The sequence below is a fragment of the Caproiciproducens sp. MSJ-32 genome (genome assembly GCF_018918055.1).
Classification (GTDB): domain Bacteria; phylum Bacillota; class Clostridia; order Clostridiales; family Clostridiaceae; genus Clostridium.
Genome location: NZ_JAHLPS010000028.1, coordinates 22,165 through 39,823, shown reverse-complemented (window position 1 = coordinate 39,823; position 17,659 = coordinate 22,165). Strand labels below are relative to the sequence as shown.

The following is a 17,659-nucleotide window of genomic DNA, read 5'->3' as shown; positions in this document are numbered from 1 at the left end:
CTTGAAACTCCATATTTTCTTGCTAAGTCACTATAGTTTGGTTTCATATTTAAGCACCTCAAAATGTTCAGTTCTGCCTTTATTGTTTCTATCATGCTAATTACCTCCTTACGTCGGAGATAATTATACTATTTCATTTGCAATTCTGTTAAGTTTTATATTTGTAATCTTGTTAATTTTTATTTTAGCATTAATATCTGAGGATTATACCACCGTTGTAGATTATCTGAAATGTGTCAGCTTCGGTATGATCATGGGCTGGCTGGAAACCGGTATGAACCCGAATGCTATGGCCCGGTTTCGGCGGATTTTAGAATTAAAGTGCGGTGATTTGGAGCATCTCATTGACCGTTGTGAGAAAATGCGGTCATAGTCTTTAGGCAAACCTACCCCCTGTGTCTGTGGAAAGTTTTTGAAAATGATTGATAATATGGTAACAAAATCCGAGTGGATGTTTTTCTTCGCTCTTATAACGAAAAGGAGGCAACATGAGAATCGAAAAAATACTTTCTGAGTTTGACGGACTGGGGCTGGAAATCGCAGTGATTGTGCCAGAGGGGAATCCCAAAGGCGTTATTCAGTTTTCCCATGGTATGGCTGAACACAAGGAGAGATACTACGACTTCATGAATTATCTTTCCGATCATGGATATGTGTGTGTTATTCATGACCATCGTGGACATGGTGGAAGTGTGGAAAAGGCAGAGGATTATGGCTTTTTCTATACCGAGAATGAACAGGCAATCATTGAGGATCTGCATACCGTTACAAAGTATATTAAACATATCTATTCTGGCCTTCCTGTATTTCTGTTTAGTCACAGCATGGGTACGCTTGTTGCCCGGGGTTATCTGAAAAGATATGATTCGGAAATTGACAAAGTTGTTCTGTGCGGTCCGCCGACCTATAATGCGGCAGCGGGGCTTGGTCTGCTTCTGGCCAGGCTTTCAAAACCCTTCATTAAGGAAAAGGCTCCGAATAAAATGTTGAATGCTATGGCCTTTTCGCAGTTTAATGCCGGAAATTCGATTCCGAATGGCTGGCTCTCAGAAAACCAAGCCAATGTTGCACAATACAACCAAGATCCGAAATGTGGATTTATCTTTACCACAAATGGGTTTATCAACCTTTTGAGGCTGCAAAAAGCGGCTTTTGAGAAAAGAAACTGGCATGTAAGCAACCCACATTTGCCAATTCTTGTCATTGCCGGTGAGGAAGACCCGGTTATTCGATCAAGAAAGCGATTTGAACAGCTAATCTCTTTTTTATCGGAGCTGGGCTATACAAATATCAGCAGCAAACTGTATGAACATATGCGTCATGAGATACTCAACGAAGAGAAAAAGTTGGATGTATATAAAGATATTTTGCTTTTTTATGATGAATTCCAGCATACAACTTCATATTCCCAGGTATAAGCAGGACTTCGGTCCTGCTTTTTTTTGTTTTATAAATACATCTTGAAATCAAGATATATTTATTGTATAATTATCTTGAAATCGAGATAATATAACTGTAAGGTGATTGCATGAAGGACATAAATTTAAACATAGTATTAGCTATGGTTAGGACTTATAATGGTCTTATTTCTAAAATTGAAAAAAATGTTCAGGAAAATGGACTAAATTTAAGTGAGTTTGGTGTTTTAGAATTTATTTATAATCAAGGTCCTCAGCCAGTTCAAAAAATAGCAGATAAGATATTGGTTACAAGCGGAACTATAACTTATGTAATAAATAAATTAGAAAGCAAAAATTTAGTTATAAGAAAAAAATGCGAAAAAGACAAGAGAATATTTTATGTTTCCTTAACTAAGGAAGGAGAAGAACTTATATTAAAGGTTTTTAAAAAGCATAAAGAATTTTTAAATGACCTTTTATCAGAGATGGATGAAGAGAGTAAAAGAAGTTTGCTTACTAATTTGATTAAAATGAGAAAAATATTGAAATAATAAGTTTGAAACTTTTTTAAGAACAATGAAAAGGAGAGATAATTATGAGTAAGGATTTTTTTACAGCGGTAGAGGAAAGAAGAAGTATATATTCAATAGGTAAGAATGTAGATTTAGCAGAGGATAAGATAAGAGGTATTGTGGAACATGCAATAATACATGCACCAACAGCTTTTAATTCTCAGAGCGGAAGAGTATTACTTTTGTTAGGTAAGTCTCATGATAAGCTATGGGATATTACAATGGAAGCTTTAAGAAAAGTAGTTCCTGCAGAGAATTTTTCATCAACAGAAGCTAAGATAAATTCTTTTAAGGCAGGTTATGGTACAGTTGTATTTTTCGAAGATCAAAATGTAATAAAAACTTTACAAGGAAAATTTGAATTATATAAAAATAACTTCCCAATTTGGTCAGAACAGGCAACAGGAATACTTCAATATTTAGTATGGACAGGATTTTCAGTAGAAGGAATAGGAGCTTCTCTTCAACATTATACAGAACTTATAGAAGAAGAAGTTAAAAAGCAATTTGATATTCCAACTAATTGGAAGATGACAGCTCAAATGCCATTTGGAAGCATAGAAGCAGCAGCTGGGGAAAAAGATTATATGGATCTTTCAAACAGATTATTAATTAAGAAATAAAATATAAATACTAAGATGGCTATGATTTATTTAAATCATGGCTTTTCTTTTTATATTATCAATCTATTTACAAAAATTCCCTTATAAAATATAATTAAATAAATTAAAGCTCAGGAGGGATTAAATACAAATATTTCTATAAGGTATTTTCTTTTTATACAATAATTTTGAAATTATAAAGGAAAAATGGAGATATATAATATGATTTTTTGCACATACTTTTAAATAGATATACAAGATTTATTTAAAAGAGGTAGCAAAAATGAAGAAAAGAGTTATTGTTAGTTTAGAATTAGTGCTATTAACAATTTTATTATTTGACAGAATAATGATTAAGGTGAGTGCTTCTACAAATATGTTCACCTTATCTAATAACAGTTTACTATTTGAAAGAAAAAACATAAAAAATACAACAGAGGATTTTTTAAAGAAATGTGATGATGCAATTTTAAAAGGAGAAGAAGTTGATTTATCAAATTATGTAGCAGATGAAAGCTTTAAGCAGTTTATATCTAAAAAGATATATATTATTAATAGACGATATGATAAGTTTGATTTATATGTAGATGATTATAAGCATAAATATGCTTATTTAAATATTGATATTAACGGAAATAAAGCCAATGTTGATTTAAGAGTTGAAAAGGAATATAAATATAAGTTTTTAGATGAGGAAACAAATGAAATTATAGATTATTCAGTAGAGTTAGAAAAGGTAAATAATGAGTGGTTAATAAAGGTCTGTATTTCCAATGATATTTGGGATTTTGCAATTAATAATGAAAATAATAGAAATGAAGCTATAAATATTGATGAATTTATAAAAAGAGAAGAAAAAGCAATAGATCAGGATAGCAGCAGTTTAAATGGAAATCCGGATAATATAATTTCAGTATATAATTCCCAAAAAGCTGAGCTTAGGGCTTATGATTTTAATAGGACTGCAATGAGGGAATATGCCTTTAAACATTATAATAATCCTAATAAGGCCTTTTATGATTTTACAAACTTAGGAGGAGATTGTACTAATTTTACATCACAAGTAATTCATGCTGGTGGTGCTCCTATGGATAGTGAAGGTAAGTATCAATGGTATTACTATAGTTTAAATAATCGTTCCCCTTCTTGGACTGGAGTTATGTTTTTATATGATTATTTAATTAATAATGATGGCTTAGGACCTCATGGGGTAGATAGTGATTTTTTTAATGTTACAATTGGAGATGTAATACAGATAGATTTTAATGATGATGGTATATTTACTCATTCGCCAGTAGTAGTACAGCCTTACATAAAAGGTTCAGGTGATTTATATACTCTTACAGTGGCAGCACGAAGTTATGATGTTTTTAATAGACCAATATTGACCTATCCAGGAGTTAAGAGATACATCCATTTAACTCAATATTTTAAATAGAAAAAGAGTGATATATGGCAATAGCTTATTTGATACATAAAATAATAAATTAATTTGTTATATAAAATAGAGCATTAATATGATAAAATATAGTAAATTAGTAATAATAGGCTGATTTAAAAAGGGGTTAAGGAGGAAATTTACATGAAAAGAATTAATAAACTTAAGAATTCATTAAATTTAGGTATGATGGGAAAAAGAATTGCAAGTATACTTGTTATACTATTAGTTATAGGAATAAGTGTTTCATGTGGAAGTAAACAAAATGAGAATTCTAGTGAAACTAATCAAAATGGAGTAAAAAATGAACTATCATCTAACGATAAAGATGAAAATGAAAAATTAGAGGAATTGGTAAGCATAAAGAAACAAATATTAGCTTTAGATAAAGAATTTGATACTCAATATACAGAAGGCAATATTGATAAAGATTTAGAATATTATAAAAATAAATTGAAAGAATTAGAGGAAAAAAATGAAAAAGAAGATGAAAATGCTAAGTTAGAAGAACTTATTAGCATAAAAAAACAAATTAAGGCATTAGATAAGGATTTTGATACTGAATATACAGAAGGTAGTGTAGATAAAGACTTGGAATATTACAAAAATAAATTAGAAGAAATTCAATAAAAGATTGCTAAAAGTGCAAAGCACTTTTAGCCTTTATAAATTACTGCATCAATTTTATCTGCAAAATCTTTTTTAATATTTTCAATAGCAATTAGGCTTCCTCTTGCTAAGCCTATACCTAAATCAAGGTAAAGGGAATAATGTTTGTATTTTTTCTTTATAGGTCCTTGTTTTAGATTTATATATTCAATAGATTTAGTTGGAATGATAAATATATTTTTATTTATTAAATCCTTACAATAAACAATAGTATTTTTATTAATAATAAGTTTATATCTCTTATATTGCATATAAGTAATAAAACAAACTATTAAAGATAATAATATTAAAGCTAAGAATATCATTAAGGAAATTTTAAATTCAATAAGTTTAAATATAGAGAAGACTAATAAAGATATTAAGGCAATTGCTAACATTATAATAAAACTATAGATTATTGAAATTTTATTAAATTCCTTTCCTTCTTTTAAATTTAATTCTTTTTCCTCAAACTTAAAGCTAGGAAGAAGTCTAAATAATGTTTCCTCTATAAAAGCTTTATCGCATATAGGAAATAAAATAGCTATTTCATTTTTTTCATCCCCATAGCCCATGTTTCTAATTTCAACCCTATAATAACCAAAAAGCTTTTGAAAAAAACTTTGTTTTAAAATAACAGCTTTAATCTTATTTATTGGTATTGTGTATTCTTTTAAGGTGATAAAGCCATAGGATATTTTTATATTTTCTTTGTTGGCACTAAGAGTAAAACTGCTATATCTTATTAAGGAAATTATAATATCTAGAATAAAATTAAAAATCAGTATAGAAATAGTACCCAATAAAATAGCAGTCCATAATTCTAATTGAGCCATGTATTTATTAAATATGCTTTCAAGCTGAATAAAGATATTAGAATTAAAGGCTTCTAATATTTCGCCTATATTAAAGAAGAAAGTGCTTACGATTATTAAGGTTCCTAGATTAGGTCTTAGAAGAGCACTTAATATAAGCTCCTTAGTTGTTATTTTTCTTATTTGATAATTAGTGTCCTTAGGCTTTTTATCATCTTTCAATGGTTCATTGATATTATCAATTATATTAGTATTATTTTTTCTGCTTTCAACTACTTCTACAAAATTATTTATCTTATCTTCGCCCAGTATAATAGATATTTCAGCCTTACCTAGTTCTGTACTTCCATTATCTATTTTGAGTTCGACAACATCAAAAAGCCTGCAAAAAAGATCTTTTTTGACATCCATAGTATGAATTTTATCATAAAAAATTTCTGTTTTTTTCTTATAAAAAGCTCCCTGGTCAATTATAAATCTATCTTCTAAAATAGAAATATAATAGTTTTTCCATACAATAAAGCTCTTAATTAGTATGATACTTAAAATAGCTAAAATAATTAATAGATCATAAAATTTCATATCAATCAGTGCTGCTAAGAAAATAAAGAAAGTATTTTTTAAAGTTTTTAAGGCATCTTTTATTATAAAGACTTTAGAATTTCTAATTCTATTCATGATTATTCACCTGTTTCATTTAAGTTAATGATATTTTCTTTGGAGTTTATCTCTTCTAAAATTTCCTTATTAACCTTTTCTTTTATTTTCTTTGATAAAAACTCTGATATTTTTAAAGCTTCACTTTCTTCTAAGTTAGGAATTTTATGAGATATATTAGAGGTACTTATAATAACATCATATAGATTTAACTTCTTATTTATAGGGCCTTGATTTAGCCTAATTTCCTGCAATCTTATAATAGGAATTATAAAATTTTTAGTAAAAAATATACCTTCAGAAAATCTAATATCATCTTCACTAATCATATACTTCCATTGCTTGTATTCATACCAAGGGTAGATAAGAGCATTAAGAAGTAATAAAATTAATAATACAGAAGATATAATTAAACTTATTTTTAAAAAAGAGGAGGATATTTTGTTTTTAAAGAAAAAATAAGAAGTTATTGAAACAAGAAAAAGAATTAAAGTGAAAAGTATTCTGGCGATAAACCAAGAAGTTTTTGCTTTGGGACTAAGTTTTTTATATTCTTCCATCAGTTTCATCCTTTCAAATAAATAATAAATTTAGTTCAGAATATTGTAGAAATTAGTTGATGTTTTGCAAAAAATAGTAATTAAATTCTACTATAAATAAATATCATAAGCAATAGGATAAGTTAAAAATTAACATGAAAGAATAATATTTTAAAAGATTTTAGGGGTGTGAGAAATGAAGATTACAATAGATGAAATTAAAAAAATATCAAGTTGTGCAAAATTAATCTTTAAGGAAGATGAACTTGAAAAAATGACTAGGGATTTTGAAAAGATATTAAATAATTTTGATACAAATGATAGTTTAAATTTAGAAGATATAAATTTAGATAATTTTGATAGAGTTAATAGTGAATTTAGAAAAGATGAAATAGAAGTCTTTAAGGATAAGAAGAAGCTCTTTAGAAATACAAAATCTATGAGAGAAGAAAATATTGAAGTTCCAAAGCTTATAGAGTAAGGAGGGAGATATAGTGGAAATAGAAAAATTAACTGCGCTTGAGATAAGAGAAGGAATAATAAGGGGAGACTTTAGTTGTGAAGAACTAGTTAAAAAATTATATAAGAGAATAAAGGTAGTAGATAAGGATATCAATGCCTATTTGACTTTATGTGAAGAAAGGGCCCTTGAAGATGCTAGAAAAGTAGATGAAAAAGTTAAAAATAAAAAAATTTTAGGAAAGCTGGCAGGAGTACCTATAGCTATAAAAGATAATATATGTACAGATGAAATTAAAACAACTTGTGCTTCAAAAATGTTGGAAGATTTTATTCCTCCTTATAATGCAAGTGTTATAAAAAAATTAAAAGAAGAAGATGCAATAATAATAGGAAAAACAAATATGGATGAATTTTCAATGGGGGGGTCTACAGAAAATTCCGCCTTTAAGATAACAAAGAATCCTCATGATTTAGAGAGAGTTCCAGGAGGTTCTTCAGGGGGATCAGCTGCAGCAGTTGCATCAGGAATTGCAGTATTAAGCTTAGGGTCAGATACTGGAGGTTCTATAAGACAGCCAGCAGCCTTTTGTGGGGTTATAGGCTTAAAACCGACTTATGGATTAGTTTCAAGGTTTGGCCTTGTATCTTTTGCTTCTTCCTTAGATCAAATAGGACCAATTACAAAAAGCGTAAAAGACTGTGCTTTATGTTTAGATGTTGTTGCAGGTTATGATCCTAAAGATAATACTAGCTCTAAAAGTCAGGAAACAATTAGTTATTTAGAAGGAATAGATGCAGGAGTAAGAGGAATGAAAATAGTCCTTCCAGAAGAATTATTAAGTCAAGATATAAATGTTGAAATAAAAAATGCCATAGAAGAAAGTGCTAAAAAGTTTAAGGAATTAGGGGCAGAGGTGGAATACATACCATTATCAGTTTTTAATAGGGGACTTTCATCCTATTATATTATTTCTTCAGCAGAAGCAAGCTCTAATTTAGGAAGATATGATGGAATAAGATATGGTTATAGAACTAAAGAATTTAAAGATGTCTATGAACTTATGGTGAAGAGTAGAAGTGAAGCCTTTGGAGAGGAAGTAAAAAGAAGAATAATGTTTGGTACTCTTGTTCTTTCTTCAAGTTACTATGAAGATTATTATAAAAAGGCCTTAAAGTTTAGGGAAAATTTAAGCAGGGAATTTAAAAAGGTTTTTGAAGGATATGATTTAATATTAAGTCCAGTTACTTTAGATTTTCCTTCTAAAATAGGAGAGAAAAAATCAAATTCATTAGAGATGAATTTTGGAGATGTCTATACGAGTAATGTTAATTTAGCAGGTTTGCCAGCAATTTCAATACCTTGTGGTAAGAGTACTAATGGCTTGCCTATTGGAATTCAAATAATAGGAGATCATTTTAGTGAAAGAAAAATATTAAGAGCAGCAGAAGCATTTTTGGGAGGTGCTAAAGTATGAAATATGAAACTATAGTTGGTCTTGAAATTCATGCGGAGCTTAAAACAAAAACAAAAATTTTTTGTAGCTGCTCAACAAAATTTGGTTCAAGACCAAACGAAAATACTTGTCCAGTGTGTTTAGGCCTTCCAGGAACTTTACCTGTAGTAAATGAAGAAGTAATTAATTTAGCAGTAAAAGCAGGAATAGCTTTAAAATGTAAAATAAATCAAATAAGTAAAATGGATAGGAAAAATTATTTTTATCCAGATTTACCTAAGGCTTATCAAATTTCTCAGTTTAATCTGCCTATATGCAAAGATGGTTATATAGAAATAAACAGTAAGGAGAAAATAAAGAAAGTAAGATTAAATAGAATTCATATAGAAGAAGATGCTGGTAAGTTAATTCATTCAGAAAATGAAGCTTATAGTTTAATAGATTATAATAGGGCAGGAATTCCTTTAATTGAAATAGTTACTGAGCCGGACTTAAGATCTGCTGAAGAAGCTGTGGCTTTTTTAAAGGCCTTAAAGGAAATTTTAGAGTATTGTGATATATCAGATTGTAAAATGGAGGAAGGATCTTTAAGGTGTGATGTGAATATTTCTTTAAGGGAAAAAGGTAGTAGTAAATTAAATACTAAGGTAGAAATAAAAAACTTAAATTCCTTTAAGGAGCTTCAAAGAGCAATAGAGCAGGAAGAGGAAAGACAAAGAAAATTATATGCTTTAGGAGAAGGCCATAAGATAATTCAAGAAACTAGAAGATTTGATAGCTCTAAGGGAGAAACTGTATCTATGAGAACTAAGGAAGACATAAATGATTATAGATACTTTAAGGAACCAGACCTTCTGCCTATCCTTATAAGGAATGAAATTATAGAAAAAGCCAAAGAAAGTATTCCTGAATTACCTAATGAAAAGAGGGAAAGATTTAAAAATCTTTATAAACTAAATGAAAAGGAAATAGAAATTATAGTTGGTGATAGTAGTCTTGCTAAGTATTATGAAGAGTTAGTTAATAAAGGAGTTAATGCCAAAATAGCATCAAATTGGCTGCTTTCAGATATTTCAAGATTAATAAATGAAAATAAGCTTACTATAGATAAATTTCCAGTAAGGCCAGATAGAATGTCTAAGCTTCTTAAATTTGTTGAAAGCGGAAAAATAAATAATAGTGCTGCAAAAGAAGTATTAGAAGAAATGGTAAATAATTTATCGGATGAAAATCCAGAAGTAATAATTAAGAAAAGGGGATTAATTCAAGAAAATTCTGTTGAAAAAATTAAACCTATTGTGGAAAAAGTCTTAAAGGAAAATGAAAAGGTAGTTGAAGAATATAAAAATGGAAAGAAACAGGTTAAAGGCTTTTTAGTAGGAATGATAATAAAAGCTACGGAAAAAAAGGCAAATCCAAAGGTAATAAATGAAATTTTAGATGAAATGCTAATGTAATGGGGGCTGACCCCGTTACATTTTTTTACAGAAGTTATCCAGATAAATGAATGATTGCTCATATAACTGTTGACATTTTAGGAGACTAGCATATAATGAAAGTATAACATATGAATGAATACTCAAATGTTCATGTAAGTATGCAAAAGAGGTGATAAAGTGAGTAAAAATTTGACACCTATTGAAAAGTGTAATTGTGATATAATCCATGAGGATGTTGTTAAAGATGTAAGAGGAAAAATGCCAGAGGAAGAAACTCTTTATGATTTAGCAGAATTATTTAAAGTATTTGGAGATTCAACTAGAATTAAAATATTATGTGCCTTATTTGAAGCTGAGATGTGTGTTTGTGATATTGCAGCCCTATTGGATATGACACAATCAGCAATTTCGCATCAGCTAAGAGTTTTAAAGCAAGCTAAATTAGTAAAAAACAGAAGAGAGGGTAAGGTAGTATATTATTCTTTAGATGACGACCATGTAAAGAGTATTTTTGACCAAGGATTAAATCATATAAATGAAAAGTAATAAATAAGTTAGAGGATTTAATTTAGAAACATAAAATAAATTATAATTTTAAAGAGATAATTTGGAGGCTGAGATTATGAAAAAGAAATTTAGATTAGAAGGTTTAGAATGTGCAAATTGTGCAGCAAAAATGGAAGCTGCTATTAATAAGCTTGATGGAGTAAAGGAAGCCACAGTTAATTTTATGACAACTAAGCTTGTAATTGAAGCTGAAGATGAAAAAATGCCTGAAATAATAAAGGCAGCAGAAAAAATAATCAGAGATCTTGAACCAGATACTGTTATGAAAAAGGCTTAATTAGCATTTATATAAAAATAAAATAAAAAATAAATCATATATATTTTTTAGCAAAATATATGAATGAATATTCAATTGTTCATATTAGTATAAATATAAAGTTTATAGAATAATTAAGAAAAATTATGACTTATATAAATTAAGATAATTATGGTTACTTTGTATTAAATGCTGTTAGTGCATTATATAAGGAGGGATTATTTTGAAAAAGCGACTTAGGAAAATAATAATAGCTGCTATCTTATATATATTTGCAGCAGTTATAAATTTAAATAATGAATGGTTAAATTTTGCTTTGTATTTAATAACCTATATTATTGTAGGTGGAGATGTTCTTAAAAAAGCTTTTAAAAATATTGGAAAAGCAAAGGTTTTTGATGAAAGTTTCTTAATGGGGCTTGCTACTATAGGGGCCTTTCTAATTGGAGAATATCCTGAAGGTGTTGCAGTTATGCTTTTCTACCAAATTGGTGAATATTTTCAAAGCTATGCTGTTAATAAATCAAGAAAGTCAATTGCAGACCTTATGGATATAAGACCTGACTATGCAAATGTAAAAAGAGGAGAAGAACTTATAAAAGTAGATCCAGATGAAGTAGAAGTTGGAGATATTATTGTAATTAAGGCAGGAGAAAGAGTTCCTCTTGATGGAAAGGTCATTGATGGAAATTCAATGGTTGATACATCAGCCCTTACTGGAGAATCTGTTCCTCGTGAAATAGGAGTAGGAAGTGAAATATTAAGCGGATGCATTAATATAAATGGAGTTATTACAGTAGAAGTTACAAAGGAATATGATGAATCTACAGTTAGTAAGATTCTTGATTTAGTTGAAAATGCAAGCAGCAAAAAGTCTAATTCAGAAAAATTTATAACTAAATTTGCAAAATATTATACACCAATAGTTGTAATTGTTGCAGTTCTTTTAGCTTTTCTACCAGCTCTTCTTATTAAGGATGCAAGTTTTTCAGATTGGTTATATAGGGCTTTATCCTTTTTAGTAGTATCCTGTCCTTGTGCTTTAGTAATATCTATTCCATTAACCTTCTTTGGTGGAATAGGAGGGGCTTCAAAAAGAGGTGTTTTAGTTAAGGGAAGTAACTATTTAGAGGCATTAGCAGAAACAGAAATAGTAGTCTTTGATAAAACAGGAACCTTAACTAAAGGAGTATTTAATGTTCAGGAAATACATTCAGAAGGAATATCGAAAGATGAGCTATTAGAATTGACTGTTCATGCAGAAAGTTATTCTAACCATCCTATATCACAATCATTAAAAAGAGCTTATGCTAAAGAAATAGATAATAGTATTATTTCTGATATTGAAGAAATACCAGGTCATGGTGTTACTGCTTTAGTTAATGGAAAAAGGGTTGCAGCTGGAAATATTAAGCTTATGAAAAAAATGAATATTCCTTATTATGAAGGAGAAGTAATTGGAACTGTTGTACATGTTGCAGTTGATGATAAATATGCTGGATACATTGTTATTTCGGATGAAATTAAGGAAGATTCAGTTAAAGCAATTAAAGAATTAAAGGCATCTAATATTAAAGAAACAATAATGTTAACTGGAGACAGTAAAAGTGTCGCAGTAAAGGTTGCTAAGGATCTTGGATTAGATAAGGTATATTCAGAATTATTACCAGGAGATAAGGTTGATAAGTTAGAAGAGTTATTCTCAAAAAAATCTGAAAAGGGTAAATTAGCTTTTGTTGGGGATGGAATTAATGATGCTCCAGTATTAGCCAGGGCAGATATTGGAATAGCAATGGGGGCTTTAGGTTCAGATGCAGCAATAGAAGCAGCAGATATAGTAATAATGACAGATGAACCATCTAAAATTGCTACTGCTATAAGGATTTCTAAGAAGACTAAAAATATAGCATATCAAAATATAGCTTTTGCAATTGGAATAAAGGTATTAGTTCTTATATTAAGTGCCTTTGGACTAACTACAATGTGGGCAGCAATTTTTGCAGATGTAGGAGTAACAATTTTGGCAATATTAAATTCTTTTAGAGCATTAAATGTTAAGAATTTATAATAAGATTACTTGAAATACAAAAAAATACTTGAGAAGAATATAATTTATGAAATAAAAATAGACTGTTGATAAAAAATCAACAGTCTATTAGCTTTTTTATTAAAATTAATAAACTACACTGTACTATTGTCTTCTAACTGCTAACCATATAAACTGAAACTTGAACCCTGAAAACTAAACTCAGTCCTCCACGCTCCAAACTCCACACTCCAAACTCCACACTGAATCTTCCTCCACACTGAATTAACCCTGAAACCTGAAATCTTCATTTTCCCTTTAATTGTTAATTTCTACTCGTTAATTGTTAATCGTTGCCTGTTAATTGCTTAATTGTTTCTGAAAGAACTTTACCAATAGAATCATGTATTACTATATCAGCTTCGCTGTCAAATTGAGTTTTAGATTTGTTGATTAAAATTAAATTCTTACCTCTAAAGTATCTAATAAATCCAGCAGCTGGATATACAACAAGGGAAGTTCCTCCAATAATTAAAGTATCGCAGCTTGAGATTAATTTAATGCTTTCATTAATTATATTATCATCAAGGTCTTCTTCGTATAAAACAACATCTGGTTTAACTATAGCCCCACATTTCTTACATTTTGGAATAGGGCCTTCTAGCTCTAAAAATCCCTCTAAGTCATAGAATTCCCTGCATGATGTACAGTAATTTCTATGAATTGATCCATGAAGTTCTAATACTTTTTTGCTTCCAGCCATCTGATGAAGACCATCAATATTCTGGGTAATAACTCCTTTAAGCTTTCCCATTTCTTCTAGTTTTACTAAAGCATAATGTGCATTATTTGGTTCTGCCTCTCTATAAATTAATTTTTCCTTGTAAAATTTAAAAAACTCTTCAGGATTTCTATAAAAGAAGCTATGGGAAACTATTTCTTCTGGAGAAAAATTTTTATTTAATTTTTCATTAAAAATACCTTTTGCACTTCTGAAGTCAGGAATACCAGATTCAGTACTAACTCCAGCCCCTCCAAAGAATACAATATTATTACTATTATCTATTATTTCATATAATTTTTTATAATTCATTATAAGCCCCTCCAAGCTATATTAACTAAACTGCATCTATATAGGTTATTTTATATTTATTATTACATAATTTATCAGATATAAAAATATGTCTATAAAATATTATTCCTAAGGCAGCATAAAATATTAATATCTGATCTAGAAGCAAATACCTTATATCCACTATTAAGAAGACTTGAGAAACAGGGAATATTAGAAAGCCTTTGGGATACAGACGGAACTAAACCAAGAAAATATTACAAGTTAAGTGTCCTAGGGGAAACTGTATATTTAAAGCTATGTGAAGCAAGGCTTTAAATATGGAATACAAAAGGGTTTGAGTAATATAATTAAATAAGGAGAAATAAAAAAATAAAAAATATCAAAAAAATATTCAAAAAAACCTTTACAAAGGGAACAAGCTATGATAATATTAAATCAACAAATAAATAAGTAGTGTGTTACTGGTAATGCAGGCAAGGACTAAAAGAATTATAGATAGTACTAGAGTACTATGTACTCGAGCTATACTATCTATAGGTTTTAGTTCTTTTTTTATTTTTTACGATATTATTCATACTAAATCATAAAATGAGCAAACTAGTAACGGACTACAAAATTAATATAAATATTTTAGGGAGGTATTATTAATGCTACAAATTTTACAAAAAATTGGTAAAGCCATCATGCTTCCAATAGCAGCTTTACCTATCGCAGGTATTTTACTAGGAGTAGGTGGTGCCTTACTTGGTATTGCAGGCTTAGAAAATGCACCAGCAGTTTATCAACCATTAATGGCTTTTGTTAATATTCCATTTGTTACAGCACTTTTAACTATAATGAAAGACGTTGGGGATATAATATTTGGTAACTTACCAATATTATTCGCAGTAGGTGTTGCAGTAGGTTTAGCTAACAAAGATAAGGGAACAGCAGCACTTGCATCAGTATTTGGTTTCATAGTAATGAACAAAGTTATTTCTACAATGCTTGTTTTAGGATTAACTCAATTAGGCGTTGTAACTCCAGATAACGTTGGAGATTATGCTACTTATGTTACTACAAATGTTGGTATATTCACATTAAATATGTCAGTATTTGGTGGTATTATAACAGGTATTATAACAGGTATATTACACAATAAATATCATACAATTCAATTACCACCAGCTTTAGGTTTCTTTGCAGGTTCAAGATTTGTACCAATAGTTACTTCATTAGCAATGGCAGTAGTTGGAGCTATATTAGCATTCGTATGGCCAGTAGTACAAAACGGTATTTCAGCACTTTCTGAAGTTGTTAAAAATGCTGGTCCAGCAGGAACATTCTTATTCGGAGTAATAGAAAGAGCATTAATTCCATTTGGATTACACCACGTATTCTATACACCATTCTGGTATGGTTCATTCGTTAATGCAGACGTATTAGTAAATGGCGCATGGGAAACAATTGCAGGAGCTAACACAGCATACTTCACTCAATTATCTAACATGACTAGCCTAGTTGGAGCAGATGCAGAAACAATGTCAAGAATAGTTTCAGGAACAACTAGATTTATGACAGGTAAATTCCCATTCATGATGTTTGGTTTACCAGCTGCAGCATATGCAATGTACAAGCAAGCTAAACCAAGCAAGAAAAAGGTTGTTGGATCATTACTAGCATCAGCAGCATTTACAGCAGCTTTAACTGGTATTACTGAACCAATTGAATTTACATTCTTATTCGTTGCACCAGCATTATATGGAGTTCACTGCTTACTAGCAGGTTTATCATTTATGTTAATGGATTTACTAAATGTATTCATTGGTATGACATTCTCTGGTGGGGTTATTGACTTCGCATTATTCGGTTTACTACCAGCAGGAGCAGGAGTTCCAACTAACTGGTTAAGACTAATATTAGTTGGTCTAGTATATGCAGTAGTTTACTACTTCTTATTCTCATTCTTAATCAAGAAGTTCAACTTAAAGACTCCAGGTAAAGAAGAAGATGAAGCTGAAACTAAGTTATATACTAAAGCTGATTACAATGCTAAAAAAGAAGCAGGTAAATCAGATGAAATTAAGGAAAATGCTCCAGAAGTATTAGCTGCTTTAGGTGGAGCAGACAATATAGTAAGTGTTGATGCTTGCATAACAAGATTAAGAGTTGAAGTTAAAGACAAGGGAATTGTTGATAAGGCTAAACTTAAAGCTTTAGGAGCATCAGGAGTTGTTGAAGTTGGTAACGGAGTTCAAGCGATCTTTGGTGCAAAAGCAGATGCTTACAAGAACGAAATTAAAGGAATATTAGGAATTGACTAGTATATTAATAAAAGGTGGATTCAAGTTTTGAATCCGTCTTTTTTTATTATGATATAATAAAAATAATATTATAAAATTAAATTAGATTGAGGTAATTTTAATGGATATTGGGTTAATAGAATATGGCGGAGTTGCTAAGGAATTTATAAGTTTATTATTAGATAAAGAAAATTATTTAGAAAAGCTTGGTTTTAAAATAAAAGTAAAATATATAATAAGAAGCAGTGGCGGAATATATGTAGAGGAAGGAATAAATTTAAAAGAAATTATAAGCCTTGGTGACAAGCTTAATTATCATAGTAAATTTAGAGAAGGTATCAATATTGAAACTATAATTAAAAATAAAGATGTAGATACCTTGGTTGAGCTAACCAATACAAATTTAGAAAATGGAGAGCCTGGTCTAAGTCATATAAAAAAAGCTTTAGAAAATAAAATAAATATAGTTACAGGAAATAAAGGCCCTATTGTTTTAAAATATAAGGAATTGAAGGAAATAGCTTATAAAAATAATGTAAAACTTTTAATTGGATGTACAACAGGCGGAGCTTTGCCAACTTTAAATGCTGGGACATATGACATTGCAGGAGCAGAAGTATTAAAAATTGAAGGAATTTTAAATGGAACAAGCAATTATATTCTTACAGAAATGTATGAAAATAATTTAAATTATAAAATAGCTTTAGAGAAAGCAATAGAAGAAAAAATAGCAGAGAAAAATTATAGTTATGATGTTGAAGGCTATGATACAGCTTCAAAAATGTTAATAATCTCAAATGCTTTATTAGATACAAATTTAACTTTAGAAGATATAGAAATAGAAGGAATAACTAAGATTACTAGAGAAAGGATACTAGAAGAAAAATTAAAAGGAAATAGGCCTAAATTAATAGGGACAATAATTAAGAAAAATAATAAGATAGAAGCTAAGGTTAAATTAGAATTTATAGATAAAAATCATAAATTATATTTTATAGATGGTAAAGATAAAGGAATATGTTATTATACAGATACCTTAGGAGAAATACTAATAGCTGGAGGAGCTTCTGGAACAAGAAATGCAGCTGCTTCAGTATTAAGAGATATTGTAAATATGGGTATTATTAGATAATAAATTTATCAATACTATTTTATTAATAAAAATACAGGTATTTTTTCATATTTTAAGGGAGTGGCAAAACTTGCAGAGTCAACTAAACTTTCATTATGGAATATGCCTATAAAAAATTAAAAAAGCATTTTATATCAAGTAATTCAGTACAATCAGTAAGCCATGTGCTAACTTTAACAGAAGGTGACATTGATTTAAAAATAAATAAGTTATTAAATATATAGCAGCAGCTTCAAGTGCATCATCCTAGTGTTTACAAGGATGCAACTGCCAGTTGACAAATTGCAAGTGCTGG

18 protein-coding genes are annotated in these 17,659 nt (G+C 29.3%); 15 read left to right on the top strand and 3 right to left on the bottom strand.

Annotated elements, in window-relative coordinates:
* Nucleotides 1–488 precede the first annotated feature (488 nt).
* The 5 genes from KQI16_RS03490 (at nt 489) to KQI16_RS03470 (ending at nt 4,642) form a co-directional block, all read left to right on the top strand.
* The gene (locus tag KQI16_RS03490) at nt 489–1,418 is read left to right on the top strand and encodes an alpha/beta fold hydrolase (RefSeq protein WP_216432254.1); all 930 of its coding nucleotides are present in this window, start codon (nt 489–491) and stop codon (nt 1,416–1,418) included.
* Between the two features lie 110 nt (nt 1,419–1,528).
* The gene (locus KQI16_RS03485; protein WP_216432252.1) at nt 1,529–1,951 is read left to right on the top strand and encodes a MarR family winged helix-turn-helix transcriptional regulator; all 423 of its coding nucleotides are present in this window, start codon (nt 1,529–1,531) and stop codon (nt 1,949–1,951) included.
* A gap of 44 nt (nt 1,952–1,995) precedes the next feature.
* Nucleotides 1,996–2,595, top strand: coding sequence for a nitroreductase family protein (locus KQI16_RS03480; RefSeq protein ID WP_216432250.1), 600 nt, complete (start codon nt 1,996–1,998; stop codon nt 2,593–2,595).
* 262 nt (nt 2,596–2,857) lie between these two features.
* Nucleotides 2,858–4,012 carry an amidase domain-containing protein gene (locus KQI16_RS03475; RefSeq protein ID WP_216432248.1) on the top strand — a complete coding sequence of 385 codons (1,155 nt, stop codon included), beginning with the start codon at nt 2,858–2,860 and terminating at the stop codon, nt 4,010–4,012.
* Between the two features lie 144 nt (nt 4,013–4,156).
* Complete coding sequence (locus tag KQI16_RS03470) at nt 4,157–4,642, top strand: hypothetical protein (protein WP_216432246.1); 486 nt, start codon at nt 4,157–4,159, stop codon at nt 4,640–4,642.
* Nucleotides 4,643–4,668: 26 nt separating this feature from the next.
* Here the strand turns inward: KQI16_RS03470 and KQI16_RS03465 are convergent, their stop codons facing one another.
* Complete coding sequence (locus KQI16_RS03465; protein ID WP_216432245.1) at nt 4,669–6,153, bottom strand: PH domain-containing protein; 1,485 nt, start codon at nt 6,151–6,153, stop codon at nt 4,669–4,671.
* A gap of 2 nt (nt 6,154–6,155) precedes the next feature.
* The gene (locus KQI16_RS03460) at nt 6,156–6,692 is read right to left on the bottom strand and encodes a PH domain-containing protein (RefSeq protein WP_216432242.1); all 537 of its coding nucleotides are present in this window, start codon (nt 6,690–6,692) and stop codon (nt 6,156–6,158) included.
* A gap of 175 nt (nt 6,693–6,867) precedes the next feature.
* Between KQI16_RS03460 and KQI16_RS03455 the strand changes: the two genes are divergently transcribed.
* From KQI16_RS03455 to KQI16_RS03430, 6 genes are all read left to right on the top strand, one after another.
* Nucleotides 6,868–7,152: an Asp-tRNA(Asn)/Glu-tRNA(Gln) amidotransferase subunit GatC gene (locus KQI16_RS03455; protein WP_164704063.1), complete on the top strand. Its 285-nt coding sequence runs from the start codon at nt 6,868–6,870 to the stop codon at nt 7,150–7,152.
* Nucleotides 7,153–7,165: 13 nt separating this feature from the next.
* Nucleotides 7,166–8,608: an Asp-tRNA(Asn)/Glu-tRNA(Gln) amidotransferase subunit GatA gene (gene gatA / locus KQI16_RS03450; RefSeq protein WP_216432241.1), complete on the top strand. Its 1,443-nt coding sequence runs from the start codon at nt 7,166–7,168 to the stop codon at nt 8,606–8,608.
* The gene (gene gatB / locus KQI16_RS03445) at nt 8,605–10,044 is read left to right on the top strand and encodes an Asp-tRNA(Asn)/Glu-tRNA(Gln) amidotransferase subunit GatB (protein ID WP_216432239.1); all 1,440 of its coding nucleotides are present in this window, start codon (nt 8,605–8,607) and stop codon (nt 10,042–10,044) included. The genes gatA and gatB overlap by 4 nt, the downstream gene beginning before the upstream one ends.
* Nucleotides 10,045–10,203: 159 nt before the next feature.
* Nucleotides 10,204–10,572: an ArsR/SmtB family transcription factor gene (locus KQI16_RS03440; protein ID WP_216432237.1), complete on the top strand. Its 369-nt coding sequence runs from the start codon at nt 10,204–10,206 to the stop codon at nt 10,570–10,572.
* A gap of 76 nt (nt 10,573–10,648) precedes the next feature.
* Nucleotides 10,649–10,870, top strand: a complete 222-nt coding sequence (locus KQI16_RS03435) for a cation transporter (RefSeq protein WP_119864376.1) — start codon at nt 10,649–10,651, stop codon at nt 10,868–10,870.
* A 202-nt stretch (nt 10,871–11,072) separates the two neighbouring features.
* Nucleotides 11,073–12,917: a heavy metal translocating P-type ATPase gene (locus KQI16_RS03430; protein ID WP_216432235.1), complete on the top strand. Its 1,845-nt coding sequence runs from the start codon at nt 11,073–11,075 to the stop codon at nt 12,915–12,917.
* Nucleotides 12,918–13,221: 304 nt separating this feature from the next.
* On the opposite strand, the gene KQI16_RS03425 is transcribed toward KQI16_RS03430, so the two are convergent.
* Complete coding sequence (locus KQI16_RS03425; RefSeq protein ID WP_216432234.1) at nt 13,222–13,968, bottom strand: NAD-dependent protein deacylase; 747 nt, start codon at nt 13,966–13,968, stop codon at nt 13,222–13,224.
* Between the two features lie 99 nt (nt 13,969–14,067).
* Here KQI16_RS03425 and KQI16_RS03420 point away from each other — a divergent pair, with 99 nt between their 5' ends.
* The 4 genes from KQI16_RS03420 to KQI16_RS13285 all read left to right on the top strand — a co-directional run bounded on the left by KQI16_RS03420 (nt 14,068) and on the right by KQI16_RS13285 (nt 17,588).
* Nucleotides 14,068–14,265, top strand: a complete 198-nt coding sequence (locus tag KQI16_RS03420) for a PadR family transcriptional regulator (RefSeq protein ID WP_216432258.1) — start codon at nt 14,068–14,070, stop codon at nt 14,263–14,265.
* Nucleotides 14,266–14,597: 332 nt separating this feature from the next.
* Complete coding sequence (locus tag KQI16_RS03415) at nt 14,598–16,253, top strand: PTS transporter subunit EIIC (protein ID WP_216432232.1); 1,656 nt, start codon at nt 14,598–14,600, stop codon at nt 16,251–16,253.
* A 100-nt stretch (nt 16,254–16,353) separates the two neighbouring features.
* Nucleotides 16,354–17,364 (top strand): homoserine dehydrogenase, encoded by a 1,011-nt coding sequence (locus tag KQI16_RS03410; protein ID WP_216432231.1) that lies wholly within the window; start codon nt 16,354–16,356, stop codon nt 17,362–17,364.
* Nucleotides 17,365–17,459: 95 nt separating this feature from the next.
* Nucleotides 17,460–17,588 carry a DUF4003 family protein gene (locus tag KQI16_RS13285; RefSeq protein WP_216432229.1) on the top strand — a complete coding sequence of 43 codons (129 nt, stop codon included), beginning with the start codon at nt 17,460–17,462 and terminating at the stop codon, nt 17,586–17,588.
* Nucleotides 17,589–17,659 lie beyond the last annotated feature (71 nt).

What these genes read in the sequence shown, in the direction of transcription:
- KQI16_RS03490 (WP_216432254.1), top strand. Translation starts at nt 489, where the DNA reads ATGAGAATCGAAAAAATACTTTCTGAGTTTGACGGACTGGGGCTGGAA.
- KQI16_RS03485 (WP_216432252.1), top strand. Translation starts at nt 1,529, where the DNA reads ATGAAGGACATAAATTTAAACATAGTATTAGCTATGGTTAGGACTTAT.
- KQI16_RS03480 (WP_216432250.1), top strand. Translation starts at nt 1,996, where the DNA reads ATGAGTAAGGATTTTTTTACAGCGGTAGAGGAAAGAAGAAGTATATAT.
- KQI16_RS03475 (WP_216432248.1), top strand. Translation starts at nt 2,858, where the DNA reads ATGAAGAAAAGAGTTATTGTTAGTTTAGAATTAGTGCTATTAACAATT.
- KQI16_RS03470 (WP_216432246.1), top strand. Translation starts at nt 4,157, where the DNA reads ATGAAAAGAATTAATAAACTTAAGAATTCATTAAATTTAGGTATGATG.
- KQI16_RS03465 (WP_216432245.1), bottom strand. Translation starts at nt 6,153, where the DNA reads ATGAATAGAATTAGAAATTCTAAAGTCTTTATAATAAAAGATGCCTTA.
- KQI16_RS03460 (WP_216432242.1), bottom strand. Translation starts at nt 6,692, where the DNA reads ATGGAAGAATATAAAAAACTTAGTCCCAAAGCAAAAACTTCTTGGTTT.
- KQI16_RS03455 (WP_164704063.1), top strand. Translation starts at nt 6,868, where the DNA reads ATGAAGATTACAATAGATGAAATTAAAAAAATATCAAGTTGTGCAAAA.
- gatB (WP_216432239.1), top strand. Translation starts at nt 8,605, where the DNA reads ATGAAATATGAAACTATAGTTGGTCTTGAAATTCATGCGGAGCTTAAA.
- KQI16_RS03435 (WP_119864376.1), top strand. Translation starts at nt 10,649, where the DNA reads ATGAAAAAGAAATTTAGATTAGAAGGTTTAGAATGTGCAAATTGTGCA.
- KQI16_RS03425 (WP_216432234.1), bottom strand. Translation starts at nt 13,968, where the DNA reads ATGAATTATAAAAAATTATATGAAATAATAGATAATAGTAATAATATT.
- KQI16_RS03415 (WP_216432232.1), top strand. Translation starts at nt 14,598, where the DNA reads ATGCTACAAATTTTACAAAAAATTGGTAAAGCCATCATGCTTCCAATA.
- KQI16_RS03410 (WP_216432231.1), top strand. Translation starts at nt 16,354, where the DNA reads ATGGATATTGGGTTAATAGAATATGGCGGAGTTGCTAAGGAATTTATA.
- KQI16_RS13285 (WP_216432229.1), top strand. Translation starts at nt 17,460, where the DNA reads ATGGAATATGCCTATAAAAAATTAAAAAAGCATTTTATATCAAGTAAT.